Below are 24262 nucleotides of genomic sequence, written 5' to 3'. Positions count from 1 at the left end.
CGGAGACGCGTCGAGCAGCGGGGCGAGCGCCCCTCTCGCCCGACCCGCTCCCCACGTCAGAACGGGATTTCGTCGTCGAGATCGCCGCCGCCCGAACCGCCGCCGAACTTGCCGCCACCGCCGCCCGCGCCACCGCTGACAGGGGCAGGCTTGCGCTCGCCGCCGAAGGAGCGCCCGCCGCCCGTGCTGCCGCCCGCACCGCCACTATAGCCGCCGCCCGAGCCGAAATCGCTGCCGCCGCCGGCGCTGTAGTCATCGCCGCCACCGCCTTCGGAACCGCCGCCACTGCGGCTGTCGAGAATGGTGAGCTCGCCGCGGAACTGGCGCAGCACCACCTCGGTGAAATAGCGCTCCGGGCCGCCGGACTGGTCGCTGGCCTTTCGCGTCTCAAGCTGGCCTTCGATGTAAACCTTGGTGCCCTTGCGCAGATATTGCTCGGCCACGCGCAGCAGGTTCTCGTTGAAGATCACCACGCTGTGCCATTCCGTGCGCTCCTTGCGCTCGCCTGTGGCCTTGTCGCGCCAGGTTTCCGAGGTGGCGATGCGCAGATTGCACACCCGCCCGCCATTCTGGAACGTGCGTACTTCCGGATCGCGGCCGAGATTGCCGATCAGGATCACTTTATTGACGCTGCCCGCCATCTTGTCCTCCGAAACTGCCGGACGCCCGACATGCGCGCGCTCGTGAAAGGGAGCGCATACTAAACCAAACGACCGGGCACCGCGCCCCGCTTGCGCGCCGAGCCGTTGCTTTGTCCACCATTTTGCGACTGACGGCGATACCGGTCCGACGCATGAGAACGTTCTTGTTATGTTCCTATCATTACGACTAAGCTGTAGCAAGTCGTCGAGTCGGACATTGCGAAGTGCCGGAGCCGGACTATGTTTACCCTGTGTTCTCAGAGGGAGCCTGTCCCATCATGACCCATATGCCCCGCCGCCCGCGCGCCCGCGCCATTGCCATCCGTGCGGAGGACGCCCGTCAGGCGTTGATCCGGCGTGCCATTTTGGCCGTAGTCGGCGGGATGGTGGTGGCGGCAGGTCTTTCGGCCGTGCTTAACGGCGTCGGGGGCTGATCCCTCGCCGGGCGGTCCTCTTCTCGGGATTGCGCCGCCCCGGACGCGACTAGGTTGGCGTAGCTGCCCGTAGATGAACCGGCGAGAAGAGTTGGAATGAAGGACCGCGTGGATATCCCGCGCCGCGATGCTCGCACGATTGCGATCCGCGGCGCGCGTGAGCACAATCTCAAGAATGTTGATCTCGAAATCCCGCGCGACAGCCTGGTGGTGTTCACTGGCCTGTCGGGTTCGGGCAAGTCGTCGCTCGCTTTTGATACAATCTATGCCGAAGGTCAGCGCCGCTATGTCGAGAGCCTCTCGGCCTATGCCCGCCAGTTTCTGGAGATGATGCAGAAGCCGGACGTCGACCAGATCGACGGCCTGTCCCCGGCGATCTCCATCGAGCAGAAGACCACCTCGAAGAATCCGCGCTCGACCGTCGGCACGGTTACCGAGATCTACGACTATATGCGCCTGCTCTGGGCGCGGGTGGGCGTGCCCTACTCGCCCGCCACCGGCCTGCCGATCGAGAGCCAGACGGTCAGCCAGATGGTCGATCGCGTGCTGGCGCTCCCCGACAAGACCCGCCTCTTTCTGCTTGCCCCCGTGGTGCGCGGGCGCAAGGGCGAATACCGCAAGGAACTGGCCGAGTTCCAGAAGAAGGGGTTTCAACGCGTCAAGATCGATGGTGAATTCCATGAGATCGCCGACGCGCCGGCGCTCGACAAGAAATTCAAGCACGACCTCGACGTGGTGGTCGACCGCCTCGTGCTTCGCCCGGACATCGCCAGCCGGCTGGCGGATTCGTTCGAGACCGCATTGGGCCTCGCCGACGGCATCGCGGTGATCGAGTTCGCGGATGAGAAGGAAGAGAGCGGCGAGGCGCGCCGCATCGTGTTCTCGGAAAAATTCGCCTGCCCGGTCTCCGGCTTCACCATTGCCGAGATCGAGCCGCGCCTGTTCTCCTTCAACAACCCGTTCGGCGCCTGCCCCACCTGCGACGGGCTGGGCCATGAGAGCAAGATCGACCCCAACCTCATCGTGCCGGACAAATCGCGCACGCTTAAGCAGGGTGCCATCGCGCCCTGGGCCAAGTCGACGTCGCCCTATTACGGCCAGACACTGGAGGCGATCGCCCGCCATTATGGTGTGAAGCTCACCACGGCTTGGGCCGACCTGCCGGAGAAGGTGCAGAACGTCATCCTGCACGGCTCCAAGGCCGAGACGATCCGCTTCGTCTATAATGACGGCATGCGGGCCTATGAGACGGTGAAGACCTTCGAGGGTATCGTCACCAATCTGGAGCGGCGCTGGCGGGAGACCGAAAGCGACTGGGCGCGCGAGGAAATCGGCAAATATTTCTCCGCCGTGCCCTGCGCGGCCTGCCATGGCTACCGGCTGAAGCCCGAGGCTCTGGCGGTCAAGATCGCCGGCCGTCACGTCGGCGAGGCGGCCGAGCTTTCCGTGCGCCATGCGCTGGAGTGGTTCGCCGCCCTGCCCGGCCAGCTCACCGACAAGCAGAACGAGATCGCGGCGCGCATCCTCAAGGAGATCCGCGAGCGCCTCGCCTTCCTGCTTGACGTCGGGCTCGATTATCTCACCCTCGCCCGCGCCTCAGGGACGTTGTCCGGCGGCGAGAGCCAGCGCATCCGGCTGGCGTCGCAGATCGGTTCCGGGCTGACCGGCGTTCTCTATGTGCTCGACGAGCCCTCCATCGGTCTGCATCAGCGCGACAATGAACGCCTGCTCGGCACGCTGCGGCGGCTGCGCGACCTTGGCAACACAGTGATTGTCGTCGAGCATGACGAGGACGCCATCCTGGCCGCCGACTATGTCGTCGATGTCGGCCCGGGCGCGGGCGTGCATGGCGGGCGCATCGTCGCCCAGGGCACGCCGCAGGAGATTCTCGCCAATCCTCATTCGCTCACCGGCAAATATCTCACCGGCGAGATGGCTGTGCCGGTGCCCAAGCGTCGCAAGCCAGACCGCAAGCGGCTGCTGCGCGTGGTCAATGCCCGTGCCAACAATCTGAAGAACGTCACCGCTGAAATTCCGCTGGGCCTGTTCACCGCTGTGACTGGCGTGTCCGGCGGCGGCAAGTCGACCCTGCTGGTGGATACGCTCTACCGCGCCGTGGCCCGCCGGCTCAATGGCGCTTCCGAGCCGCCCCTCGCCCATGACGGGCTGGAGGGGCTGGAGCACCTCGACAAGGTGATCGATATCGACCAGTCGCCGATCGGCCGCACCCCGCGCTCGAATCCGGCGACCTATACCGGCGCCTTCACCCCCATCCGCGAATGGTTCTCCGGCCTGCCGGAGGCGAAGGCGCGCGGCTATGGGCCGGGCCGTTTCTCGTTCAACGTCAAGGGCGGGCGCTGCGAGGCCTGCCAGGGCGACGGCGTCATCAAGATCGAGATGCACTTTTTGCCGGACGTCTACGTCACCTGCGACGTCTGCAAGGGCAAGCGCTATAATCGCGAGACGCTGGAAGTCACCTTCAAGAACAAGTCCATTGCCGACGTGCTCGACATGACGGTCGATGAGGGGGCTGAGTTCTTCAAGGCCGTGCCGGCGGTGCGCGACAAGCTGGAGACACTGGCCCGGGTCGGGCTGGGCTATATCCATGTCGGCCAGCAGGCCAACACCCTGTCGGGCGGCGAGGCGCAGCGGGTCAAGCTCTCCAAGGAGCTTTCCAAGCGCGCCACCGGCCGCACACTCTACATTCTCGACGAGCCGACCACCGGACTACATTTCCACGATGTGGCGAAGCTGCTGGAGGTCCTCCACGAGCTGGTCGAGCAGGGCAACACGGTCGTGGTGATCGAGCACAATCTCGAAGTCATCAAGACCGCCGACTGGGTGATCGATCTCGGCCCCGAAGGCGGCGATGGCGGCGGCGAGATCGTCGCAGCCGGCCCTCCGGAGGTCGTCGCGAAATCCGAGCGCAGCCATACCGGCCGCTTCCTCGCCGACGTGCTGGCGCGCCGGCCGCTCAAGCCGCGCCGCGCGGCGGAATAGTAGGCGCCTCACCCCAGGTGCACTTCATCCCGGACGGTCCGAAGGGATCGGCCGGGATCACGCATGCCGGCCGCCGACGCAGCCGAGGGACGCGGCAGTGCCGCCCGTGTCTGCAGTGATCGCCCGGCGCTGCAGTTCGCGGACGGCCGATCGGCAGCTTGAGATGGCAGCCGCCGACGCAGTTCCTGTTGCAGCCGATTCTGCAGTCAGGACTGCAGCCGGAAGGCGTCAGGCGCCTTCCTTCAGCCTTACGAGATTGACCGTCACCGCGATGAGCACGATCGTCGCGCCAAACTGGTGCGCCAGCGCGATGTCGATTGGCACCTGGTTGATGAGCGTCAGGATGCCGAGCACCGCCTGCGCGATCACCAGCGCAAGGATGAGCGTCGCCCGCCGGCGAACCGCGCCGCCGACTCGCCGGGCACTGAGCCAATGCCCCACCGCCAGCGCGAACAGCACATAGGCGAACAGGCGGTGATTGAACTGGACGGTGAGCACATTCTCGAAAAAATTCCGCCAAACGGGTTGCTGCACCAAGAGATTTTCCATCGGCGGCACAAGGTGGCCATCCATCAGCGGCCAGGTCGTGTAGGTCAGGCCAGCGTCGAGGCCGGCGACAAGCCCGCCGAGAAAGATCTGCACGATCACGGCGGCGAACAGGATCTTCGCGTAGCCACGCAGCCAGTCGGGCGACGCCCGCAACTCCCGTGCGGGCTTCAGCGACACGGCCACCGCCACCGTGGCGGCCAGGATGACGCAGGCCAGCGTGAGATGGGTCGCCAGCCGGTACTGGCTGACATCCACGCGGTGCACCAGCCCGGAGGCGACCATCCACCAGCCGACGGCGCCCTGCGCTCCGCCGAGCACGAAAAGACCCGTGAGCTTCCAACCAAGCGGCCGGTCGATCAGCCCTCGCCAGAGGAAGAACAGGAAGGGCAGCAGGAAGGCGAAGCCGATCACCCGCCCCAGCAGCCGGTGGCCCCACTCCCACCAGAAGATGTATTTGAACTCCGCAAGGCTCATGCCCCGGTTGATCTGCTGATACTGCGGGATCTGCCGGTACTTATCGAACTCCGCCTGCCAGGCAGCGTCGCTGAGCGGCGGCAGCGTGCCCGTCACCGGCTTCCATTCGGTGATCGACAGGCCGGATTCGGTCAGCCGAGTGGCGCCGCCGACAACCACCATCAGCACCACGAGCGCTGCGACGGCGTAGAGCCAGAGCCGCACAGGCCGTAGCCGGTCGATTTTCAGCTGCTCGCCGATGCGCGCAATATCGCTGTTGGCAGGGACGGTGGTGGCGACGTGATCCTGGATCATAAGTGGGCGCTCCCTGTCATGGCGGCCGCCTGCCCCGCCGGCCACCTGCGCCGGACAGCTTCCTCCCGGGCGCGGCGAGCGATATAGAGGCCGAAGCGCGTACGCAACGAGACTCATTGTCTCGCGCCCGTCCGTCCAGCCCGGAGCCGCCCATGTCCGCCCCCCGTCCAGGTCTTTCCGCCCGTTCGCGTAAATTCGTCGGCACGGTTCTGATGGTGTTGCTGGTGCTCTGCTGGGCGTTGGCGGCGATGGCCCTGGCGCAAGGCCGGGTGACAACCCTGCCCGCCTTCTGGCAGTTCCTGGCCTATGTCGTCCTTGGTGCGGGCTGGATAGTCCCGGCGGCAGTGCTCATTCGCTGGATGCTGCGGCACGACCGGCGGCACGACACTCTCTAGAGCCGGTTGCGCGCCGCACAGTGTTCCTGCTCAATGCGTTGAGGAACTGAACGCGCGTCGGCGGCATCGCCATTCGCTCCCTTGCGACTCCACCGGATCGGATGCTGCGCGCGCTCAGGCAGCGCGGGAAAATGCCTTTTCCGCCGTTTCCGGCGTGAAGGTGATCATGGCGATCTCGCCAAAGCCTAGCGAGGCAAGAGCGTCGAAGGCGTGAACCGCATCGGTTGCCAGCCCGCCTGGCTGGGTGACGAGGATGGTTGTGGGGCTCAACCCAGCGAGGCGCTCGGCGCCGACCATGCCCCCCAGCGGCGGCGCGGCCACGATGACGTGATCATAAGTCTGTTTCAGCGCGGTGAGGATCAGCGGCAATCGATCGGCGGCGACAAGCCCGTCCGCTTCGCGTGCGCCGCGCCCGGGCGGAATGACGTGGCAGCGGGAGGCGCTTTCCCGATGAATGGCGTCGGAGAAGCCGCACACGCCGGTCAAAAGATCGGTCAGGCCCGGCGCGCGCGGATCCGAGGTGAGCCCGTCGAGCGCCGGGGAGGCAACATCGAGGCAGACGACCACGACCCGCCGCTCGGCCGCTCCCGCCAGCGAGCGCCCGAGAGCGAGCGCGCAGCGGGCGATCGACTCGTCAGGACGGCCGCCGGTCACGGTGACCAAGCGGGCCGCGCCACCCCGCAGTTCGATCAGCCGTGAGAGATCGGCATTCTCGCGCTCGCGCGAGAGCAGGCGCAGCGAGCTCGCCATCTCGGCATCATCCTTGGGTTCACCGGTCGCCGCGCCAATCCACGGCAGATGCTGGAGCGGGTGCGGTGTCGTCTCCGGCATCGGCACGGCTCCGAATTCATGCCCTGCGGCCCCCGGTCGCCGGCGGGCCCAGCTCTGGAACCCAAACACCAGCAGGAAGGTGCCGAGACCGGCGACAAGGCTGGTGAGCAGCGGCGTCGGCCACCGCGCCGTGCCAGCTGGAACGGCGGTCGCGATGATTCGCGCCGGAGCGGCGGTTGGGCCATCCGCTTCCGCTGCATGGGGGCCGCGTGCCTGGCGCAATTCGACATAGGTCGCGGCGAAGGCGTTGGCGACATCGGCGGAGAGGCGCGGGTCGGGCGAGACAAAGTCGATCACCACCTGACCTCCCCCCACTTGCTGCACGTCGAGGCCCCGCTCCACCGTGCGCAGCGCCAGCGTCTCGCGCGACACCGGAGCCGGGGCCGGCAACAGGCTGAATCCGGCGAGGTGCAAAGCCGCGCCAGATAGCGCCCCGCCGCCCGCGCCGGCCGGCGCCGCCAGACGGGCACCCAATCGGCGGGCCTCGATGACCTGGCGAGCAAAATCGCGCGAGGAGAGAACCTTGACGCCGTCACGCCCCGCAGCCGCATCGCGCCCATCGATCCACAGCCGGGCCCGCGATTCGTAACGAGGCACGCTGATCTCGCTAGCTGCCGCCGCAATGGCGAGGCCGGCAAGTGCCGGCACGAGCATGCTGCGCAAGAAGCGCACACGCGCGGGCTGATTCCCCCGGCCTGGCGCCGCCGCCTGATCGGCGGTGCTGGCGGCCATCTGCGCAGAACTTTCGCACGGGTCCATCATGGAGCCTATTAGGCACCGTCATGGTTTCTACCGTGTTAAAGAGATGGGTGTTTCGCGGAGAGAACCGCCGGCCATAATGGGGGGCCGGCGAAAATGGTCGGAGCGAGAGGATTTGAACCTCCGACCCCTAGTCCCCCAGACTAGTGCGCTAACCGGGCTGCGCTACGCTCCGACGCCGTGAGGCGCCGTCTGTCTAGCCATTTGCCGGCCCGGATGCAAGCCGGCCCGTGCCCTGTGGACGAAGGATACGGTCCGCGCGCATCTAACGGACTATGATGAGCACCCGCCCACTGGATGTGTCCCGATGAACCACCCCGCGCACGGGCACGCCCTGCCCGCCACTATCGAACCCGCCGCGCCGCTCGATCTTCCCGCCAGCCCGCCAATGCTGGCGCGGTTGGCGGCCCGCCGCTCCTCGCCGCTGCGCGGGCTGGTGGAACCGGGTCCGAGTGAGGAAGAACTGCGGCGAATGCTTCGCCTGGCCATGCGCGTGCCCGACCACGGAAGGCTCTGCCCCTGGCGTTTCATCGTGCTGGCCGGTGACGCAAGGCGGACGCTCGGGGAGCGGCTCGATTCGCTCTATGCGCGGCAGAACCTGGGCTTGCCGCACGCCAAAGCCGACATGTGGACGCTGTATCTCTTACGCGCACCCATCACGGTCGTCCTCGTCAGCCGGCCCGACCCTGCTACGAAGGTGCCGGAGTGGAACCAGGTTCTCTCGGCCGGCGCGGCGGGCATGGCGCTCACCATTGCCGCCTCGGCGATGGGCTTTGCCACCCAATGGCTGCTGAAATGGCCGGGCCGCGATCCCGAGGCGACCGCGCTGCTCGGCGTTACGGCGGGTGAGCGGGTCGCCGGCTTCATCCATATTGGGAGGCCGTCGGCCGTGAACGAGGACCGACCGCGGCCGGTCCTCGACGAGGTCGTGCGTTTCTGGTCGCCCGATCAGTCGATATCGAACGAGACGCCCTGAGCGAGCGGCAGTGCCCGGGAATAGTTGATGGTGTTGGTGGCCCGCCGCATATAGGCCTTCCACGCATCCGATCCGGATTCGCGCCCGCCGCCGGTTTCCTTCTCGCCGCCGAACGCTCCACCAATCTCGGCGCCCGAAGGCCCGATATTGACGTTGGCGATGCCGCAATCCGAGCCCTCCGCCGACAAGAAGGTCTCCGCCTCGCGCAGATCATTGGTGAAGATCGACGAGGACAGGCCCTGCGGCACGCCGTTATGCAGCTTGATTGCCTCCGGCAGGCCGGTGCAGCGCAGCACATAGAGGATCGGCGCAAAGGTCTCGTGCTTGACGATGTCGATCTGGGCATCGAGCTCGACCAGTGCCGGGCGGACATAATAGGCGTCCGAATGCCCGCCGACGGCGACACGCTCGCCGCCATGCACGCGCCCCCCCGCCGCGCGGGCGGCATCAAGCGCGTGCTGCATCGCCTCGAAGGCCGCTTTGTCGATCAGCGGGCCGATCAGCGTACCGGCCTCGCGCGGGTCGCCGATACTGACGGTGCCATAGGCCTTGGCGAGGTGCGGCACCAGCGTGTCATAGACGCTTTCATGCACGATGAGCCGGCGCAGCGAGGTGCAGCGCTGTCCCGCCGTGCCCATGGCGGCGAAGGCGATGCCGCGCAGAGCGAGGTCGAGATCGGCCGAGGGGCAGACGATGGCGGCATTATTGCCGCCAAGTTCCAGGATGGAGCGTCCGAAACGACGCGCCACCCGCTCGCCGACGATCCTGCCCATGCGGGTCGACCCGGTCGCCGAGACGACTGGAATTCGGGCGTCGTCGGTCAGCGCGGCGCCGACCTCGGCGCCGCCGATCAGCAATTGGGAGAGGCCTTCCGGCGCGGTGCCGAAGGCGTGGGCCGCACGCTCGAACAGGGCCTGCACGGCCAGAGCCGTCAGCGGCGTCTTCTCCGACGGCTTCCAAAGCACGCTGTTGCCGCAGACCAGCGCCAGCGCGGCGTTCCAGGACCACACGGCGACCGGAAAATTGAAGGCGGTGATGATGGCGACCGGGCCGACCGGGTGCCACGTTTCCATCATGCGATGACCGGGGCGTTCGGAGGCGATGGTGAGACCATAGAGCTGGCGCGACAGGCCGACAGCGAAGTCGCAGATATCGATCATCTCCTGGACCTCGCCGAGGCCCTCCGAGACGATCTTGCCCGCTTCCAGCGTCACCAGCCGGCCGAGCTCGGCCTTGTGGGCGCGCAACTCTTCGCCTAGCAGGCGTACCAGCTCGCCGCGCCGGGGGGCAGGCACGGCGCGCCAGGCTTCGTAGGCCGCGACCGAGCGCTCGACCGCCCGGGACACATCCGATGCATCCGCCTCGGGAAGCTCCGCGACTACCTCGCCGCTGATCGGCGAGCGAACGGGCCTCGTGCCGTTGCGCCAGCTGGATTCCGGCACGCCGAGGCTTCGCAGGAGGGAGAGGACCTCGTCCTCGACCGGTTTGAGCACCCGGATTTCGTTCGTCGCCATTCTCAATGCTCCTCGACAAATGGCCGCAGCCCGTCGCGCTCAATAGCACCGGGACCCCAGCCAAATCCATCGGGGCTTTTGGCTGATGGCTCTGTCGATGGATGGTGTCAGATGAGCACGACGCCTGCCGCACAAGTTGGGAATGGCACCTGAATTCAATGCGTTACATTGGAGGCTATCGTTCGCCGCGCGACCTGCGCCGTGTGTCTTTCATCTGGGATAAGTCGAAGTCGAGCGTGACTATGCTGTCGATGTTTATTATGATGCAAACGACGACATGCTTCGGTGATGCTAGGTATAGCCACAATGTCGTGATGCCCCCGCCACATTTCCTTCTCATGCATCGCGCTTCGTGCAACAGGAGAAGGACTGAGGTATTGACGGCTTGGGGAATGGGACGGGTTGCCGGAGCGGCATTCGCGACGGGGATCATCTTTATCGCCGGCGGCAATGCTGCCCTTGCAAGTTCAAAGAAGACCAACACGCCCGCGGCGTCCGGCATGGCGTCCTTCTACGGCTATGGCGGGCGTACCGCCAATGGGGAGAGGCATAGTGCGCAGGCCATGACGGCGGCGCATCGCAGCCTGCCCTTCAACACCCGGGTTCGCGTCACCAACAAGGCCAATGGCCGTTCTGTCGTGGTGCGGATCAATGACCGTGGGCCCTTTGTAAAGGGTCGCATCATCGACGTTTCGACAGCGGTTGCCGATGAACTCGGCTTTCGCAAGCGTGGCGTGGCAAAGGTCGATATCGCGGTCGTCGACTGAACTAACAACCGATCGCCGACCGGGGCGTGCGTTCAGGCGCCCCGGTCCCGCGCGGCGTCAAGAAGCCGCTGACAATCCTGCAATTCGTGGATCGCCGCCTGAAGCCGCAGCACGTCCTCGCGGCTCAGTCTCGTCGGGGCGGGGGTCTCGTTTGTTTGTACCCCGCCCGCGCGCGGCGCAATTGCCGCCGTCAAGACAGGCCTTGGTGCGGACGTCGGCTGGTAGGGCGTCTCCAACGGCAGTGTCGCGCGTGCCCGCTCCGGCACGAAACTCACTTCATCATCAGGCAGCTGCGAAGCCGGCCCGGGTCCGACCGGGCGGAACGGAAACGACGCCCGAGATTCCGGCGGGCGCGGTTCGGGTGGGCGCGATTCCGGCGCCTGGAACTCGGAGGAAGGTGGCTCAGGCGCGTGCACCTGCGGCCGGCGAGGATCGGTGGGGAGCGCGTCGCCAATGGCCGGTCGGTGCGTTGAAGGACGCAGGTCCGGCACTCCCCCCTGCACCGGCGGCAGCGGCTCGAAACGCGGCAGCGCACCCGTCGTCAGCGGCGGCGGCTCGCTGCGAGACGGCGGCTCGGTTCGTGAGGGCCGCACTGGCGGCTCAAGATCGGCGAGCAGCGGCAAGTCGAGATGATCCGGTTCGCTCTCTTGCCGCCGGCGTGCCCGCCGGGCCGGGTTCTCCTCGGCAGGCTCGCGCTGGCGACCCGGCAGCAGGTTGAGAATGCCACCCAGTGGGCCGCCAGCCGCGCCGCTGGCGGGGGAAACGCTGCGCGGCGGCGCATCCTCGGGCGGTCGCGCAGAAGCGGCTTCAACCGGCGGCAGCGCCTCCGGCGCATAGGTGCCGCGCCCTTCCCGCTGGTCCAGCTCGATGATCGCCTGCTCGTCCGCTTCGATATCGCGCCAGATGGCCTGCACGTAGCGCGGACCTTCTTCCTTCAGGATGCGCTGAACCCCGCGGATCGTATAGCCTTCCCCATAGAGCAGGTGGCGGATGCCCCGCAGCAGTTCCACATCGTCCGGCCGATAGTAGCGCCGGCCACCGCCGCGCTTGAGCGGGCGGATCTGCGGGAATCGGGTCTCCCAGAAGCGCAGGACATGCTGGGGGAGATCGAGGTCTTCGGCGACCTCGCTGATCGTGCGGAAGGCGTCAGGCCCCTTCTCTCCCCCCGGCTGTTCCTGTCGCGCGCTCACGACTCGGGCGAGGCCCCGTTGATCTGCTGCTTGAGGATGTTGGAGGGCTTGAACACCATGACCCGACGCGGGGCGATGGGCACCTCTTCGCCCGTCTTGGGGTTGCGGCCGACGCGCTCGCCCTTCTGCCTCACGACGAAGGAGCCGAAGGAAGAGAGCTTCACCGTCTCTCCACGCGCCACGCAGTCGGCGATCTCGGAGAGAACCGTCTCGACCAGCGCCGCTGATTCCGTGCGTGAGAGCCCGACCCGCTGATAAACCGCCTCACACAGATCGGCGCGCGTGATGGTGCGACCTGCCATTGCCGTGTTCCCTATCCCGTCGGTACCGTTGTTTATGAACGCCAAACTAGGCGCCGTGGCCGTCGCCGGTCAACGGCACTTCGCGCACGGGGCGCGGATTACCAGCGTATGAGCGCCGAAGCCCAGGTAAAGCCCCCACCCATGGCCTCCAGGAGCACTAGGTCGCCGCGCTTTATGCGCCCATCGGCGTGCGCGGCGGCGAGGGCGAGCGGGATCGAGGCGGCAGAGGTGTTGCCGTGCTTGTCGACGGTGATGACCACTTTCTCGGGCGCGATACCGAGCTTAACGGCACTGGCGTCAATGATGCGGCGGTTGGCCTGGTGCGGCACGAACCAGTCGATCGTGTCGGCCGACTCCCCCGTCGCCTCGAAGGCATCGACGATCACATCCGTGATCATGCCGACGGCGTGGCGGAAAACCTCGCGGCCTTCCATGCGCAGAAAGCCGACGCTGCGGGTCGAGGAGACGCCGCCATCGACATAGAGCTTGTTCTTGTGCCGCCCGTCGGAACGCAGATGCGAGGTCAGCACGCCACGCCCCTCCTCCTCGTCGCGCACCGCTTCCAGCACCAGCGCTCCGGCGCCGTCGCCGAACAAGACGCAGGTTGTGCGGTCCGACCAGTCGAGAATACGCGAGAAGGTTTCCGCCCCAATCACCAGGCAGCGGCGATAGGCGCCCGATTTGAGGAAGTTGTCCGCCGTCGCCAGGGCGAAGACGAAGCCCGAGCACACCGCCTGGAGATCGAAGGCGGCGCCATGGGTGATGCCGAGGCCGGCCTGCACGCTCACAGCCGTCGCCGGAAACGTGTTGTCGGGCGTCGAGGTGGCGAGGACGATCAGGTCGATGTCATCGGGCACCAGCCCGGCATCCGCCAATGCGGCCCGCGCGGCGTGGATGGCGAGATCGGACGTCACCTCCCCCTCCGCCGCGATGTGCCGCGTGCGGATGCCGGTACGCTGGACGATCCATTCATCGGAAGTGTCGACCATCTGCGCGAGGTCGGCATTGGTCAGACAGCGGGCCGGCAGGTAGGAGCCGACGCCACGCACCACGGAACGGATTGCACTCACGATGAAACCTGTAGCTCGTCAGAGGCGGAGGCATCCGCGGCGGCAGCACGGCCGACCTGCGGACGGTCATTCATCCCTGCTTCAATGCGCGAGAGAAGCTGGTAGCGAACCATGTCGTAGCCGATATCGACCGCCGAGGCGAAGCCTTCGGCATCGGTTCCGCCATGGCTCTTGATCACGACGCCGTTGAGGCCGAGAAACACCCCGCCATTCGACTTGCGTGGATCTAGCTTGTCGCGAAGCGCACGGAACGCGCCGCGCGCGAGCAGATAGCCGATCTTCGCGATGAAACTGCGGCTGATAGCTCCCCGCAGGAACTCCGAAACCTGCTTGGCGGTGCCTTCGGCGGCCTTGAGCGCGATATTGCCGGAAAAGCCTTCTGTGACGACCACGTCGACAATGCCCTGACCGATGTCGTCGCCCTCGACAAAGCCGTGATAGGTCAGACCCGGATGCTTCGCCACGCGCAGGGCGGCGGCGGCGTCCTTGACCTCTTCGACGCCTTTGATCTCCTCGACGCCGATATTGAGCAAGCCGACCGTCGGCTGTTCGATATCGAAGACGATTCGGGCCATGGCCGCGCCCATGACGGCCATATCGACCAGATGCTGCGCCGTTGCGCCGATGGAGGCGCCGACATCGAGCACCACGCTCTCGCCGCGCATGGTCGGCCACAGGCAGGCAATCGCAGGACGGCTGATGCCGGACATCATCTTGAGGTTAACTTTAGCCATCGCCATCAGCGCGCCGGTATTGCCGGCGGAGACGGCGCAGTCGGCCTCCTTCATCCGCACCGCGTCGATGGCGCGCCACATGGAGGAGACGCGCCGGCCCTGCCGCAATGCCTGGCTCGGCTTGTCGTCCATCCGCACGACGACGTCGGTATGCACTACCGTGCTCGCCGCCGCCAAACGCGGGCGTCCCTTCAGCAACTCTTGGATCCGAGCGGAGTCGCCATAAAGCAGGAAGGCGATGTCTGGATGGCGGGTAAGCGCGATCTCGGCGCCGGGCAGGACCACGTCAGGCCCATGGTCGCCGCCCATGACGTCGAGCGCTATTCGAACGGGCGAGGACATCTAGCGGCGAGGTCTCATTGGTCGGGGGGACGGCGATGCGACATCGGCGCCGCGCTGACGGCATGCCCGAGTTGAGCCGCCATGACAATAGCGTCGTTGCATTTCCCCGTTATGCCCCGTCCTAATCGGCATCCCCGCCGGCACTTCCGCGCAGCTTGGCCAGCGCCGCGAAGGGCGAGACCTCCTCGGGTCCCGGCTCAGCCGGGCCTTCGAAGAGCGCATCGGGCTTGCGCGGATAGGGATCGAGGCCGAGGGCGAGGAATTCCGCCGCCACCGCGCCGGCATCGATGGTCCCATCAATGATCGGATCGGGAAGGTCGAGCTCGGAAACGTCGATTTCGGCGCCGGGGCGGATCTCCGGCAGCTTTTCGGCGGGGGCGAAGGTGACGTCGATCTCCTCGGACACCCGGGTGTCGAAATCCTCCAGCGTCACCACGCAGGTCTGGGTAACGACGGCATCGACATGGCCGGTGACACGGACCGTGGCGCCGCGGCCAGGTGTCAGAATGACCAGGGCGGTGAAAGAGGGAATGCCGGGAATGCCGAAATCCTTCGCCAAAGCGCCCCGGGCGGCGGCATCGGGCGCGAGCTTCAAGGTCAGGCCATCGTCCGGCAGGCTGGCGACGAGTACAGGCTTGGAAAGGGGCGAAGCGTCGGTCATGACGGGTTTGTCTCCGTGGAGCCGATGGCGGCCGGCGGGGCCAGCGGGAAATCGCCGGTGGCAAGGCTGGCGAAGGGAACCGCCTGCAGCGCGGCCGCCGCTCCTATCATATAGTGTGCCAAGGCGCGCGCTTCATGCGCACATGCCGGCTTTGAGCCGTGGACATTGCGCAGCACCGCCGCCGAGAGCGCGTCGATGTCGCCTGCTTCAAGGGGCCCCTCATATGCGCCTATGCGGCCATAGAAGGCCTCGGCCACCTTCTTCATCTTCTTCGGCACGGTCAGGTCGCCAACCCCCATCTCCCGGAGATTGGCGTCCATGTCGGTGCAGAAGGCGTCGAAGACGCCCTGGCCGAGCCCGCGGCGCTCCTCGCTCTCGACCTTGAGGCGATGAAACAGCAGGAAGGCATGGACGAGGATCATCTCGAAGCGGCCCTCAATGGTGTCGGGCACGCCGTAATCGGTGTAAAATACAGGCTGGCGCGAATGCGCCACGATCGCGCCATAGAGCCGCTGAATGGTCTCGCCTCCGTCATTCCGGCGGAAGAAACGCAGAATCATGGACGGCTCCTGCCTCGTTGCCGCTGCCGCCTCGGCGGATGCGGCCGTGCTGGCGGGTTAACGCGGGTGGCCTTCGCTGGCAACCCCGCGGTCCGTCGCAGTGCCGAGATGGCGCGGCGAGAGGGTGGTCGATGGTTGCATCAGGGGCCCGCCCTGTGCTTTCTGCCCATGGTCGCAACGCCTTCCGGCGGAGGCGGCACGAGCTTCGGAGTTGAGTGGATGGCATCGACGCGCGCGACGCGGAACAAGGCTCCCGGCACCCGGATCGCCGCCCGGGCCTCGCTGGCGGTTGCCGGCGTGGCGATGGTGGGCCTCACCGGCTGCTCCGGCGACATGCCGATGGCGACGGCCAGCATGGGGCTTCCCCGCTCGCCCACCGGCTTCGTGCAGGAACAGCAGCGCGGCTACGTCATCGCTCCGGAGGCACTGGAGCAGATCCCGGTCGGATCGAGCCAGGAGCAGGTGTTGCTGGTGCTCGGGACACCCTCGACCGTCGCCACCGTCGACGGCGAAGTGTTCTACTATATCTCGCAGAAGGCTAAGAAAGTGATGTTCCTGCGGCCGGAGATTACCAATCAGCGGGTGATCGCGGTCTATTTCGACCCCAAGGACAAGCGCGTCACTCGGGTCGCCGATTATGGCCTGAAGGATGGCAAGGTGTTCGACTTCATCAGCCGGACGACGCCGACCGGCGGCACGGAGGTTTCGCTGATGGGGCAGATCTTCAACGCCACCACGTTCACCCCCGGCCTGTGAACCGGGCGTAGCGCGCCGCTCAGCCGAAACGGTCGGCTGAGAACGGCGCCGGGTCGGTGCAGGGCACCTCGCCGTTCATCATCTCCGCCAGAAGGCGGCCGGTGATCGGCCCGAGCGTGAAGCCCAGATGCTGGTGGCCGATGGCGAGCCACATGCCATTCTGCCCTGGCGCCGGCCCGATCACCGGCAGCATGTCCGGAAACGCCGGACGGCTTCCCATCCACGGCTCCGGCTCCGCTCGCGCGCCGAGCGGAAACAGGCCCCGCGCAAGAACCTCGGTCTTGTCGAGTTGCACAGGGGTCTTAGGCGCGTCGCGGCGTGCGAATTCGACACCTGTGGTCAGGCGGATGCCGCCGACCATCGGCGTGATGACATAGCCCCCCTCCTCGTCCAGCACCGGGCGCGAGAGCGAGGCGCCACCCTCGGCATGGTAATGCATGTGGTAGCCGCGCTTGACCTGAAGCGGCAGCTTGACGCCGAACGGGCGAAGCAGGTCCATCGACCAAGGGCCCAAAGCGACCACCACTTCCGGCGCCTCGACGCTGCCCTCGTCCGTCATCACCGCCCAGCCGGAGCCAAGCCGGGCGAGGCTGAGGGCGTCGCCCTTGCGCACCTGTCCGCCGAGTTCGGCGAAATGGGCGGCGTAGGCCTGCGTCACTCCGCCCGGGCTCGACACCGAATGCGGGTCCGACCAAATGACCGCGCCGTTGAACACCGGGCGCAGCGACGGCTCCATCGCCAGCGCCTCGTCGACGCTGATTTCGCGCGCGCTGAGGCCATAGGAATGGGCCAGCGGGAATTCGCTGCGCTCGACATCGAGGCCGGCCGCCGTGCGGTAGAGCTTCAGCCAGCCGCCGTCGCGGAAGAAATGGGTGGCGCCGGCGGCACGGGCGAGGCGGTCATGCTCGTCCACCGTGAAGGCGAGCAGCTTCTCCATATGCCGGGCATAGTCGAGCAAGCGGGCCGGCGCGGAAGCGCGCCAATAGGCGAACATCCACGGCGCTAGGCGCAGCAGCGCGTCCCAATGGTAGTTCGCGCCCGGGTTGCGCCCGAGCGCCACCTCGACAAGCGCCGAAATCTTGCGCGGGAAGGCGACGGGGTAGATCGACGCCCGCTCTACCAGCCCGGCATTGCCGTAGGAGGTCTCCTCGCCGGGACCGCGTCGGTCGACCAGAACGACGGAGCGTCCCCGCTGCGCAAGGTGATGGGCGACGCTGGTGCCGACGATGCCGGCGCCGAGCACGATAGTGTCGGTCTTCATGATGAACCTGCAGGAGGCGAAAGGGGCAGCGAGGTGAACACAGGCAATGGGCGGCGAAAGCGTCGGGCGGCGGGAGTCCGCGCCACCCGACACGGGGTCAGTTGATCGGGAACGGGAAGTACTTGGCGTTGATCTTGGCGAAGGTGCCGTCGGCCACGATCTCCTTGATCGCCTTGTTCAGCGACTCCCGCAGTTCGTTGTCCTCCTTGCGCACGGCGATGCCGGTGCCCTGGGGGTTCACGTCCTTGAGGTCCGGCCCGACGAATTTGCAGCACTTGCCGTCGGTGGACTTCTCCAGCCATTCATAGAGCACGAACTTGTCGGCCAGCACGGCATCGAGTCGGCCGGCGGCGAGGTCGGCATTGGCCTCGTCCTGCGTCGGGTAGAGCTTGATCTCGGCATCCTTGTACTTGTCTTCGAGATAGGTCGCGCCGGTGGTCGAGGACTGCGCGCCGATGGTCTTTCCCTTCAGCGCCGCAGGGGCGATGTCGGTGATCTTGGTGTCCTTGGGGGCGATGAAGCTGCCCGGCGTCAGGTAGTACGGAATGGTGAAGGACACCTTCTCCTTGCGCTCGTCGGTGATCGACATCGAGGCGAGGATGAGGTCGTATTTCTTGGCGAGCAGCGCGGGGATGATGCCATCCCAATCTTGCGCCACGAAGGTGCATTCCGCCTTCATCTTGGCGCACAGCGCTTCGCCGATCTCGATGTCGAAGCCGACGAGCTTGCCCGCCGAGTCGACCGAATTGAAGGGCGGATAGGCGCCCTCAGTGCCGATGCGAACCTTCTTCATCTCGGCCTGGGCGCCCCCCGCCCCGATGGCGAGAGCGGCGGCCGCGAGCAGTATCCTGGCGATTTTCATTTTGGCTGTTCCCGTAACCAGCGCCGGATAGTCCGGCGTCTGGCTGCGAGGCTAGGTCGATGGCGTGCCACAGGCAATCGTGGAATCACCCAACCTTCGGCGGGGCTTGTCAGAAATGGCTGAAGCTGCCTTGGGCGAAGGACAGCGGCGCGCCCTCGCCATCGCGGACCGTGAGGCCCTGCCCCTCCACCGTGTGCCCGATCACGGACACGCCAATGCCGGCTGTGGTCGCCACAGTGTGGAACCGGCTGAGCGCGTGATGTGGCACGGCGGCGAGAATTTCGTAATCGTCGCCGCCGGTGAGTGCCACCTCGAGCAGGGCCGGCTCCGCCTCAACCGCCCGCCGGGCGGCGGGACTGAGCGGAACGCGCGCCGCGTCGATCTCGCCGCCGATGCCGGAGGCCGCCAGCATCTTGGCGAGATCGCCCACCAGCCCGTCCGAGACGTCCATCGCTGCGCTGGCATGTTCCCGCAGCGCGCGGATCAACGGAAGGCGCGGGCGAGGCAGCAGGTAACGGTCGAGAAGAAAGGCGCGCTCCTCCTCGCTCAATGCCGCAAGTCCCGGTCGCTCCGGCTCCAGCCGCAAGGCAAGGCCGAGGGCCGCATCGCCGATGGTGCCGCTGACCACGATGGCCTGGCCGGCCCGAGCGTCCGTGCGGCGGACCATTTCACCCGTCGGCACGGCGCCGATGGCGGTGAGGGAGACGGTGAACGGCCCCGGGGTTCGCACCGTGTCGCCGCCCAGCAGCGGCGCGTCGTACAGCGCAGCGTCGGCGCCGATGCCGCGGGCGAACGCATCGAGCGCGCTGGCGTCCATGTCGGGGGGGATGGCGAAGGCGAGCATCACGCCCAGCGGGCGGGCGCCCTTGGCGGCAAGATCGGACAGGTTGACCCGCATCGCCTTGCGGGCGATCGCTTCCGGCGGATCGTCGGCGAAGAAATGCACGCCGGCCACCAGCGCGTCCTTGGTCAGTACCAGTTCATGTCCGGCTGGAACGCTGAGGAGAGCGGCGTCGTCCTTAAGGCCCAGCGCCCCGGCATGAGTGGCGATTGGCGCGAACAGCCGGGCGATCAGCGCATCTTCGCCGGACGGCCTTGCGCCGCTGGAACCGTCCGCCATCGCCTGCTCCCGTCTAGCCGGTGAAATCGGCCGGCCGCTTCTCCCGCGCAATGCCGTCGAGCACCGCATTCACCATGCCGGTCTCCTCTCGATCGAGGAAGGCCGCGGCAACATTTACATATTCAGCGATGACCACACGGGCAGGAACGTCCGGGCGCTCGGAAAGTTCATAGGTCCCGGCCCGTAGGGTGGCCCGCAGCACCGCTTCGATGCGCTTGAGCGGCCAGCCATGGACCAGCGCGGCGTCCAGCAGCGTGTCGACGGCCCGCTGCTCGCGCACCACGCCGCCGACAATGTCGCGAAACAGGGTGAGGTCGGCGCTCGCGATTTCGTCGCCTTCGATCTCCTGTCCGATCCAGTGGCTTTCGAACTGGGCGAGGATCTCCGAAAGCGGCGTCGCCGCAAGGTCCATCTGGTACAGCGCCTGGACGGCGTTGAGCCGGGCCGCGCTCTTGCGCACCGGCTTGTGGCCGGCGGTCTTGATGGTCGGTTTGTCGTCGGTGGCCATGGTGCTCACCCGACCAGGCGTTTGAGGCGAAGCAGCGCCAGTGCCGCCTCGGCCGCGCCGGCGCCCTTGTTGCCTTCCGAAACCCGGGCCCGGACCCAGGCCTGCTCGTCGGTCTCGACGGTGAGGATGCCATTGCCGAGCGGCACCTTGCGGGCAACCGCCAGGTCCATCAGCGCGCGCGACGATTCGCCGGCGACGACCTCGAAATGGTAGGTCTCGCCGCGCACGACGCAGCCAAGCGCCACAACGGCGTCATAGGGTTTGCCGGAAGCGGCCGCGGCGTCGAGAGCGATGGCGGCGGCGACCGGAATTTCCAGGGCCCCGGGCATGGAGATGACCTCCGCATGCGCCCCGGCAGCCTTGATGGCGCCAAGCGCGCCGGCCAGAAGCTCGTCGGCGATGTCGTCGTAGAAGCGCGCTTCGACGACGAGAACCCGTTCGCCGGCAAGCGGCATGGTATCGGCGGCATCAGATGCGCGCGGCGGGCGGGGGCTCGCCATGGTGTTACCTCATGAACTGACAGAGCCGACGACGTACAGGCGTCAACGGAACTCCGCAAGCCGCGCGGCGTAACGGGCCATCATGTCGACTTCGATATTGACACGCCCTCCCGCCCTCACCGCGTCCCAGGTGGTGTTGGCAAGGGTGTGCGGGATGAGCAGACAGGAGAAGCGGGTGCCGTCGACCTCGTTAACCGTCAGCGACGTGCCGTCGAGCGTCACCGAGCCCTTCATGGCGATGAAGGGCGCCAGCGCGGCCGGTGCGTCGAAGGTGAAGCGCGTCGTCTCCCCCAGATCCTCGCGTGCCAGCACCTGCGCGACGCCGTCGACATGGCCCTGGACGATGTGGCCGCCGAGTTCGTCACCGATCTTCAGCGCGCGTTCGAGGTTAAGCCGCTGCCCGGCGGTCCAGTCTCCCGCCGTGGTGACAGCCAGCGTTTCCGGCGCCGCCTCGACATCGAAGGCGTCAGGCTGAAGCGCAACGACGGTGAGGCACACGCCCGAGCAGGCAATGGAGGCGCCGAGTTCGATGCCGGACGTGTCGTAACGCGTGGCGATGGTCAGCCGCCGCACATCGTGGCGGGGTTCGACCGCGCGCAGGGTGCCTATGTCGGTAACGATGCCGGTGAACATTCTAGCGACGCCTCATGATGCGCAGATGGTCCGCGCCATACTGTTCCTCTTCCACCACGCAGAGATAGTCGCTCAGGGCGGAAAGCGGCAGTCCCTCCAGCGCATCAAGTGCGCCGCTTCCCAGCGCCAGCGGTGCCTCGAACAGGTTCACCTCGTCGACCAGCCCCGCATCGACGAATGATGAGGCGAGGCGCGGACCGGCTTCCACCATGACGCGCGTCAGGCCGCGCAGGGCCAGCAGCTTAAGCGTGTCGTTGAGATCGAGGCAGCCATCGGGGCGGCGGCGCACGCGCATCACCTCGATACCCATGCCCCCCAATGTCGCTTCGGGCGCCGCCGGCGCGTCCTCGGCGGCGACGATCCACAGCGGAGCGACATCAAGGCTGCGGGCGAGCGCGCTGGTCGGCGGCAGGCGCAGATCCGCATCGAGCACGATGCGCAGAGGCGAGCGATGCGACATTCCCGGCAGGCGGCAGGTGAGCAGCGGGTCGTCGGCGATCACCGTTCCGATGCCGGTGAGCACCGCGTCATGGGTGGCGCGCAGCATGTGAACCCGGTCGCGCGTTGCCGGGCCAGTGATCGCCACCGGACGGCGCCCCGCCAGCCCAACCTTGCCGTCGGCGGAGACGGCCACCTTGAGCATGATATGGGGGCGCCCCTCGGTGACGCGGCGAATGTGCCCGGCATGGTCAACCAGAGCCTGCGCCGCGCCGGTGCCAACTTCGACCGCGATTCCAGCCTCGCGCAGAATGGCGAAGCCCCGGCCGGCGACACGGAAATCGGGGTCCTGAACGGCAGCAACCACACGGGCGATGCCCGCAGCCCGTATCGCGTTGACGCAGGGCGGCGTGCCGCCATGATGCGAGCAGGGCTCCAGCGTCACATAGAGCGTGGCGCCCCGTGCCCCCTCCCCGGCCTGGGCCAACGCCTGCGGCTCGGCGTGGGGGCGTCCCCCAAGCGACGTCCAGCCCCGGCCCAGCACACGCGGCCCACGCGGTCCTTCGCGCACGACCAGCGCGCCGACGGCGGGATTCGGCCAGGTGTGGCCGCGCTCGCGCCGGCCGATGCTCAGCGCCGCCGCCATCAGGGAGGCGTCAGACGTGGTTCCGGTCATGACGTGGCGAAGTGGACTCGAACGCAGGGCATCAGTCGTCGAGTCCCGGCTCACGGAGGCGGCGAGCGGCCGGTTCGTCCGTCGCTTCTTCCTCGACGAGCCGTGGACCGAGCTCCCCGAGCAGGGTCTCGAAATCCTTGGCTTCGCGGAAATTGCGGTAGACGGAAGCGAAGCGGACGTAAGCGACGTCGTCGAGCTGCTTGAGGCTCTCCATCACCCGCTCGCCGATCATCTCGGAGGTGATCTCGCTCTCGCCCATGCTCTCCAGGCGGCGAACCAGACCGGACACAAGCCGCTCGACCCGTTCTGGGTCGACGGGGCGCTTCCTCAGCGCCACCTCGATCGAGCGGGCGAGCTTGTCGCGGTCGAACGGCACACGCCGGCCGGAGCGCTTCAGCACGGTCAGCTCGCGCAGCTGCACCCGCTCGAAGGTGGTGAACCGGCCGCCGCAATCCGGACAGATGCGGCGGCGGCGGATGGCGGCGCTGTCCTCGGTCGGACGGGAATCCTTGACCTGGGTGTCGAGGCTTCCGCAGTAAGGACAGCGCATCGTTCGGCCTCAGCTATAGATGGGGTAGCGGGCGAGCAGATCGGCGACCTTGCCCCGCACCGCGCCTTCCACGAGGCTATCCTCGTCGGCGCCCTTCTGCGAGAGCACGTCGAGCACTTCCGCGATCATGTCGCCCACCTGCTTGAATTCGGCTACGCCGAATCCGCGCGAGGTGCCGGCCGGGGTGCCGAGGCGCACGCCCGATGTCACCATCGGCTTTTCCGGGTCGAAGGGAATGCCGTTCTTGTTGCAGGTGATGTGAGCGCGGCCCAGTGCCGCTTCCGACACCTTGCCGGTGAGCTTCTTCGGGCGAAGGTCGACCAGCACCAGATGCGTGTCTGTGCCGCCGGAGACGATCTCGAAGCCGTGGCCCTTGAGGTTTTCGGCCAGCGCCTTGGCGTTCTCGACCACGTTCTTCGCGTAGAGCTTGAACTCGGGCTGCAGCGCCTCGCCAAAGGCCACCGCCTTCGCCGCGATCACGTGCATCAGCGGGCCGCCCTGCGTGCCGGGGAAGATGGCGGAGTTGAACTTCTTCGCCAGGTCCTCGTCATTGGTCAGGATCATGCCGCCGCGCGGGCCGCGCAGGGTCTTGTGCGTGGTCGTGGTGGTCACGTGGGCGTGCGGCACTGGGTTGGGGTGTGCGCCGCCCGCCACCAGGCCGGCGAAATGGGCCATGTCGACCATGAGATAGGCGCCGACCGAATCGGCGATGGCGCGCATCTTCGCGAAGTCGATATGGCGCGGATAGGCCGAGCCACCGGCGATGATGACCTTCGGCTTGTGCTCGTCGGCGAGCTTGGCGACCTCTTCATAGTCAATGCGCTGGTCGTCGCGGCGCACATTATAGGGCACCGGCTTGAACCACTTGCCCGACAGGCTGACCGGGGCGCCGTGGGTCAGATGGCCGCCGGCGGCGAGGTTCAGGCCAAGGAAGGTGTCGCCGGGCTGCATGAGGGCGAAGAACACGGCCGTGTTGGCCTGCGCGCCGGAATGGGGCTGCACATTGGCGAAGCCGGCGCCGAACAGCTTCTTGGCGCGATCGATGGCGAGCTGCTCAGCCACGTCGACATACTGGCAGCCGCCATAATAGCGGCGCCCCGGATAGCCCTCGGCGTATTTGTTGGTGAGCACCGAGCCCTGCGCCTCCAGCACGGCGCGCGAGACGATGTTCTCCGACGCGATGAGCTCGATCTCGTCGCGCTGGCGGCCGAGCTCGGCGGAGATGGCGCCCGCGAGCTCCGGATCGGTCTCGGCCAGCGGCGCCGAGAAGAAACGGTTGATGAAGTTGTGGCTAGAAGCTTGAGCTTCGGACGACATAGACCGGCCTCCCTGGGCGGTGGCGATGCCTCCCGGCCGGCGGCGTGCCGACCGCGAAATCGAGGCGGGTCGCTTAGCACAGCACCCGGGGCTTTCAAAGCATGCCGCCTGCAGGGGTGCCTTGCATCAAGGCGGCAGCCGCAACGGA

Annotated in this window: 24 protein-coding genes, 1 tRNA gene and 1 pseudogene; 6 read left to right on the top strand and 20 right to left on the bottom strand. The window is 67.0% G+C overall.

Features of this window, described 5'->3' with window-relative positions; all coding sequences use genetic code 11:
* Window positions 1-56: 56 nt before the first annotated feature.
* Window positions 57-641, bottom strand: a complete 585-nt coding sequence (ssb, locus tag J2S76_RS01630) for a single-stranded DNA-binding protein (protein ID WP_307056902.1) — start codon at window positions 639-641, stop codon at window positions 57-59.
* A 278-nt stretch (window positions 642-919) separates the two neighbouring features.
* Here ssb and J2S76_RS01625 point away from each other — a divergent pair, with 278 nt between their 5' ends.
* Complete coding sequence (locus J2S76_RS01625; protein WP_307056900.1) at window positions 920-1075, top strand: hypothetical protein; 156 nt, start codon at window positions 920-922, stop codon at window positions 1073-1075.
* A gap of 96 nt (window positions 1076-1171) precedes the next feature.
* A complete protein-coding gene (gene uvrA, locus J2S76_RS01620; protein WP_307056898.1) occupies window positions 1172-4075 on the top strand; it encodes an excinuclease ABC subunit UvrA in 2904 nt (967 codons plus the stop codon).
* 228 nt (window positions 4076-4303) lie between these two features.
* Here uvrA and J2S76_RS01615 read toward each other — a convergent pair whose 3' ends face one another.
* Window positions 4304-5392: a COX15/CtaA family protein gene (locus tag J2S76_RS01615; RefSeq protein ID WP_307056896.1), complete on the bottom strand. Its 1089-nt coding sequence runs from the start codon at window positions 5390-5392 to the stop codon at window positions 4304-4306.
* Between the two features lie 152 nt (window positions 5393-5544).
* Here J2S76_RS01615 and J2S76_RS01610 point away from each other — a divergent pair, with 152 nt between their 5' ends.
* Window positions 5545-5787, top strand: coding sequence for a DUF2842 domain-containing protein (locus J2S76_RS01610; RefSeq protein WP_307056894.1), 243 nt, complete (start codon window positions 5545-5547; stop codon window positions 5785-5787).
* A 114-nt stretch (window positions 5788-5901) separates the two neighbouring features.
* Here J2S76_RS01610 and J2S76_RS01605 read toward each other — a convergent pair whose 3' ends face one another.
* Window positions 5902-7272, bottom strand: a complete 1371-nt coding sequence (locus J2S76_RS01605; protein WP_307057707.1) for a tyrosine-protein kinase family protein — start codon at window positions 7270-7272, stop codon at window positions 5902-5904.
* Window positions 7273-7474: 202 nt separating this feature from the next.
* Window positions 7475-7552 (bottom strand) — tRNA-Pro (locus tag J2S76_RS01600).
* A 132-nt stretch (window positions 7553-7684) separates the two neighbouring features.
* Between J2S76_RS01600 and J2S76_RS01595 the strand changes: the two genes are divergently transcribed.
* Window positions 7685-8353 (top strand): nitroreductase family protein, encoded by a 669-nt coding sequence (locus J2S76_RS01595; RefSeq protein WP_307056893.1) that lies wholly within the window; start codon window positions 7685-7687, stop codon window positions 8351-8353.
* Here the strand turns inward: J2S76_RS01595 and amaB are convergent.
* On the bottom strand, window positions 8326-9867 hold the full coding sequence (gene amaB / locus J2S76_RS01590) for an L-piperidine-6-carboxylate dehydrogenase (RefSeq protein WP_307056891.1): 1542 nt from the start codon (window positions 9865-9867) through the stop codon (window positions 8326-8328). The genes J2S76_RS01595 and amaB overlap by 28 nt on opposite strands.
* A 392-nt stretch (window positions 9868-10259) precedes the next feature.
* Between amaB and J2S76_RS01585 the strand changes: the two genes are divergently transcribed.
* Complete coding sequence (locus J2S76_RS01585; RefSeq protein ID WP_370874689.1) at window positions 10260-10634, top strand: septal ring lytic transglycosylase RlpA family protein; 375 nt, start codon at window positions 10260-10262, stop codon at window positions 10632-10634.
* Between the two features lie 893 nt (window positions 10635-11527).
* On the opposite strand, the pseudogene J2S76_RS01580 reads toward J2S76_RS01585, so the two are convergent.
* The 6 genes and pseudogenes from J2S76_RS01580 to J2S76_RS01555 all read right to left on the bottom strand — a co-directional run.
* Window positions 11528-11824: pseudogene (locus tag J2S76_RS01580) on the bottom strand (MerR family transcriptional regulator); the annotation flags it as partial.
* Window positions 11821-12126, bottom strand: coding sequence for an integration host factor subunit alpha (locus J2S76_RS01575; protein WP_018390992.1), 306 nt, complete (start codon window positions 12124-12126; stop codon window positions 11821-11823). The pseudogene J2S76_RS01580 and the gene J2S76_RS01575, both read right to left, overlap by 4 nt.
* A gap of 98 nt (window positions 12127-12224) precedes the next feature.
* Window positions 12225-13196 (bottom strand): beta-ketoacyl-ACP synthase III, encoded by a 972-nt coding sequence (locus J2S76_RS01570; protein ID WP_026221436.1) that lies wholly within the window; start codon window positions 13194-13196, stop codon window positions 12225-12227.
* Complete coding sequence (gene plsX / locus J2S76_RS01565; RefSeq protein ID WP_307056888.1) at window positions 13193-14272, bottom strand: phosphate acyltransferase PlsX; 1080 nt, start codon at window positions 14270-14272, stop codon at window positions 13193-13195. The genes J2S76_RS01570 and plsX overlap by 4 nt, the downstream gene beginning before the upstream one ends.
* A 121-nt stretch (window positions 14273-14393) precedes the next feature.
* Window positions 14394-14933: a YceD family protein gene (locus J2S76_RS01560; protein WP_307056886.1), complete on the bottom strand. Its 540-nt coding sequence runs from the start codon at window positions 14931-14933 to the stop codon at window positions 14394-14396.
* Window positions 14930-15493 carry a ubiquinol-cytochrome C chaperone family protein gene (locus J2S76_RS01555; protein WP_307056884.1) on the bottom strand — a complete coding sequence of 188 codons (564 nt, stop codon included), beginning with the start codon at window positions 15491-15493 and terminating at the stop codon, window positions 14930-14932. The genes J2S76_RS01560 and J2S76_RS01555 overlap by 4 nt, the downstream gene beginning before the upstream one ends.
* 219 nt (window positions 15494-15712) lie before the next feature.
* Here J2S76_RS01555 and J2S76_RS01550 point away from each other — a divergent pair, with 219 nt between their 5' ends.
* Window positions 15713-16249 (top strand): outer membrane protein assembly factor BamE, encoded by a 537-nt coding sequence (locus J2S76_RS01550; RefSeq protein ID WP_307056881.1) that lies wholly within the window; start codon window positions 15713-15715, stop codon window positions 16247-16249.
* Between the two features lie 19 nt (window positions 16250-16268).
* On the opposite strand, the gene J2S76_RS01545 is transcribed toward J2S76_RS01550, so the two are convergent.
* The 9 genes from J2S76_RS01545 to glyA form a co-directional block, all read right to left on the bottom strand.
* Window positions 16269-17510, bottom strand: coding sequence for an NAD(P)/FAD-dependent oxidoreductase (locus J2S76_RS01545; RefSeq protein WP_307056880.1), 1242 nt, complete (start codon window positions 17508-17510; stop codon window positions 16269-16271).
* Between the two features lie 97 nt (window positions 17511-17607).
* Entirely contained in the window at window positions 17608-18372 is a 765-nt protein-coding gene (locus tag J2S76_RS01540) for an ABC transporter substrate-binding protein (protein ID WP_307056878.1), read from the bottom strand.
* 109 nt (window positions 18373-18481) lie between these two features.
* Window positions 18482-19492, bottom strand: coding sequence for a thiamine-phosphate kinase (gene thiL / locus J2S76_RS01535; protein WP_307056875.1), 1011 nt, complete (start codon window positions 19490-19492; stop codon window positions 18482-18484).
* A 13-nt stretch (window positions 19493-19505) separates the two neighbouring features.
* Window positions 19506-20000 carry a transcription antitermination factor NusB gene (gene nusB, locus J2S76_RS01530; RefSeq protein ID WP_307056873.1) on the bottom strand — a complete coding sequence of 165 codons (495 nt, stop codon included), beginning with the start codon at window positions 19998-20000 and terminating at the stop codon, window positions 19506-19508.
* Window positions 20001-20005: 5 nt separating this feature from the next.
* Window positions 20006-20500, bottom strand: a complete 495-nt coding sequence (ribH, locus tag J2S76_RS01525) for a 6,7-dimethyl-8-ribityllumazine synthase (protein WP_307056871.1) — start codon at window positions 20498-20500, stop codon at window positions 20006-20008.
* A gap of 42 nt (window positions 20501-20542) precedes the next feature.
* On the bottom strand, window positions 20543-21133 hold the full coding sequence (locus J2S76_RS01520) for a riboflavin synthase (protein WP_307056869.1): 591 nt from the start codon (window positions 21131-21133) through the stop codon (window positions 20543-20545).
* A gap of 1 nt (window position 21134) precedes the next feature.
* A complete protein-coding gene (gene ribD, locus J2S76_RS01515) occupies window positions 21135-22247 on the bottom strand; it encodes a bifunctional diaminohydroxyphosphoribosylaminopyrimidine deaminase/5-amino-6-(5-phosphoribosylamino)uracil reductase RibD (RefSeq protein WP_307056867.1) in 1113 nt (370 codons plus the stop codon).
* A 31-nt stretch (window positions 22248-22278) separates the two neighbouring features.
* Window positions 22279-22797 (bottom strand): transcriptional regulator NrdR, encoded by a 519-nt coding sequence (gene nrdR, locus J2S76_RS01510; RefSeq protein ID WP_307056865.1) that lies wholly within the window; start codon window positions 22795-22797, stop codon window positions 22279-22281.
* Between the two features lie 9 nt (window positions 22798-22806).
* Window positions 22807-24114 (bottom strand): serine hydroxymethyltransferase, encoded by a 1308-nt coding sequence (gene glyA / locus J2S76_RS01505; RefSeq protein WP_307056863.1) that lies wholly within the window; start codon window positions 24112-24114, stop codon window positions 22807-22809.
* Window positions 24115-24262: the final 148 nt, after the last annotated feature.

Source organism: Ancylobacter vacuolatus (assembly GCF_030813595.1).
GTDB classification, from domain to species: domain Bacteria; phylum Pseudomonadota; class Alphaproteobacteria; order Rhizobiales; family Xanthobacteraceae; genus Ancylobacter; species Ancylobacter vacuolatus.
The sequence above is the reverse complement of the archived record's forward strand: the minus strand, read 5'-3'. Positions and strand labels throughout refer to the sequence as shown.

Bases quoted from the DNA above. Each gene is read 5' to 3' on its own strand.
- J2S76_RS01545 (WP_307056880.1), bottom strand. From the start codon at position 17,510: ATGAAGACCGACACTATCGTGCTCGGCGCCGGCATCGTCGGCACCAGC.
- nusB (WP_307056873.1), bottom strand. From the start codon at position 20,000: ATGGCCACCGACGACAAACCGACCATCAAGACCGCCGGCCACAAGCCG.
- amaB (WP_307056891.1), bottom strand. From the start codon at position 9,867: ATGGCGACGAACGAAATCCGGGTGCTCAAACCGGTCGAGGACGAGGTC.
- J2S76_RS01540 (WP_307056878.1), bottom strand. From the start codon at position 18,372: ATGAAAATCGCCAGGATACTGCTCGCGGCCGCCGCTCTCGCCATCGGG.
- J2S76_RS01585 (WP_370874689.1), top strand. From the start codon at position 10,260: ATGGGACGGGTTGCCGGAGCGGCATTCGCGACGGGGATCATCTTTATC.
- J2S76_RS01575 (WP_018390992.1), bottom strand. From the start codon at position 12,126: ATGGCAGGTCGCACCATCACGCGCGCCGATCTGTGTGAGGCGGTTTAT.
- J2S76_RS01595 (WP_307056893.1), top strand. From the start codon at position 7,685: ATGAACCACCCCGCGCACGGGCACGCCCTGCCCGCCACTATCGAACCC.
- ssb (WP_307056902.1), bottom strand. From the start codon at position 641: ATGGCGGGCAGCGTCAATAAAGTGATCCTGATCGGCAATCTCGGCCGC.
- J2S76_RS01555 (WP_307056884.1), bottom strand. From the start codon at position 15,493: ATGATTCTGCGTTTCTTCCGCCGGAATGACGGAGGCGAGACCATTCAG.
- J2S76_RS01610 (WP_307056894.1), top strand. From the start codon at position 5,545: ATGTCCGCCCCCCGTCCAGGTCTTTCCGCCCGTTCGCGTAAATTCGTC.
- J2S76_RS01615 (WP_307056896.1), bottom strand. From the start codon at position 5,392: ATGATCCAGGATCACGTCGCCACCACCGTCCCTGCCAACAGCGATATT.
- ribH (WP_307056871.1), bottom strand. From the start codon at position 20,500: ATGGCGAGCCCCCGCCCGCCGCGCGCATCTGATGCCGCCGATACCATG.
- thiL (WP_307056875.1), bottom strand. From the start codon at position 19,492: ATGGCGGACGGTTCCAGCGGCGCAAGGCCGTCCGGCGAAGATGCGCTG.
- plsX (WP_307056888.1), bottom strand. From the start codon at position 14,272: ATGTCCTCGCCCGTTCGAATAGCGCTCGACGTCATGGGCGGCGACCAT.
- J2S76_RS01560 (WP_307056886.1), bottom strand. From the start codon at position 14,933: ATGACCGACGCTTCGCCCCTTTCCAAGCCTGTACTCGTCGCCAGCCTG.
- nrdR (WP_307056865.1), bottom strand. From the start codon at position 22,797: ATGCGCTGTCCTTACTGCGGAAGCCTCGACACCCAGGTCAAGGATTCC.
- J2S76_RS01550 (WP_307056881.1), top strand. From the start codon at position 15,713: ATGGCATCGACGCGCGCGACGCGGAACAAGGCTCCCGGCACCCGGATC.
- J2S76_RS01605 (WP_307057707.1), bottom strand. From the start codon at position 7,272: ATGCTCGTGCCGGCACTTGCCGGCCTCGCCATTGCGGCGGCAGCTAGC.
- uvrA (WP_307056898.1), top strand. From the start codon at position 1,172: ATGAAGGACCGCGTGGATATCCCGCGCCGCGATGCTCGCACGATTGCG.
- ribD (WP_307056867.1), bottom strand. From the start codon at position 22,247: ATGACCGGAACCACGTCTGACGCCTCCCTGATGGCGGCGGCGCTGAGC.
- J2S76_RS01520 (WP_307056869.1), bottom strand. From the start codon at position 21,133: ATGTTCACCGGCATCGTTACCGACATAGGCACCCTGCGCGCGGTCGAA.
- J2S76_RS01625 (WP_307056900.1), top strand. From the start codon at position 920: ATGACCCATATGCCCCGCCGCCCGCGCGCCCGCGCCATTGCCATCCGT.
- glyA (WP_307056863.1), bottom strand. From the start codon at position 24,114: ATGTCGTCCGAAGCTCAAGCTTCTAGCCACAACTTCATCAACCGTTTC.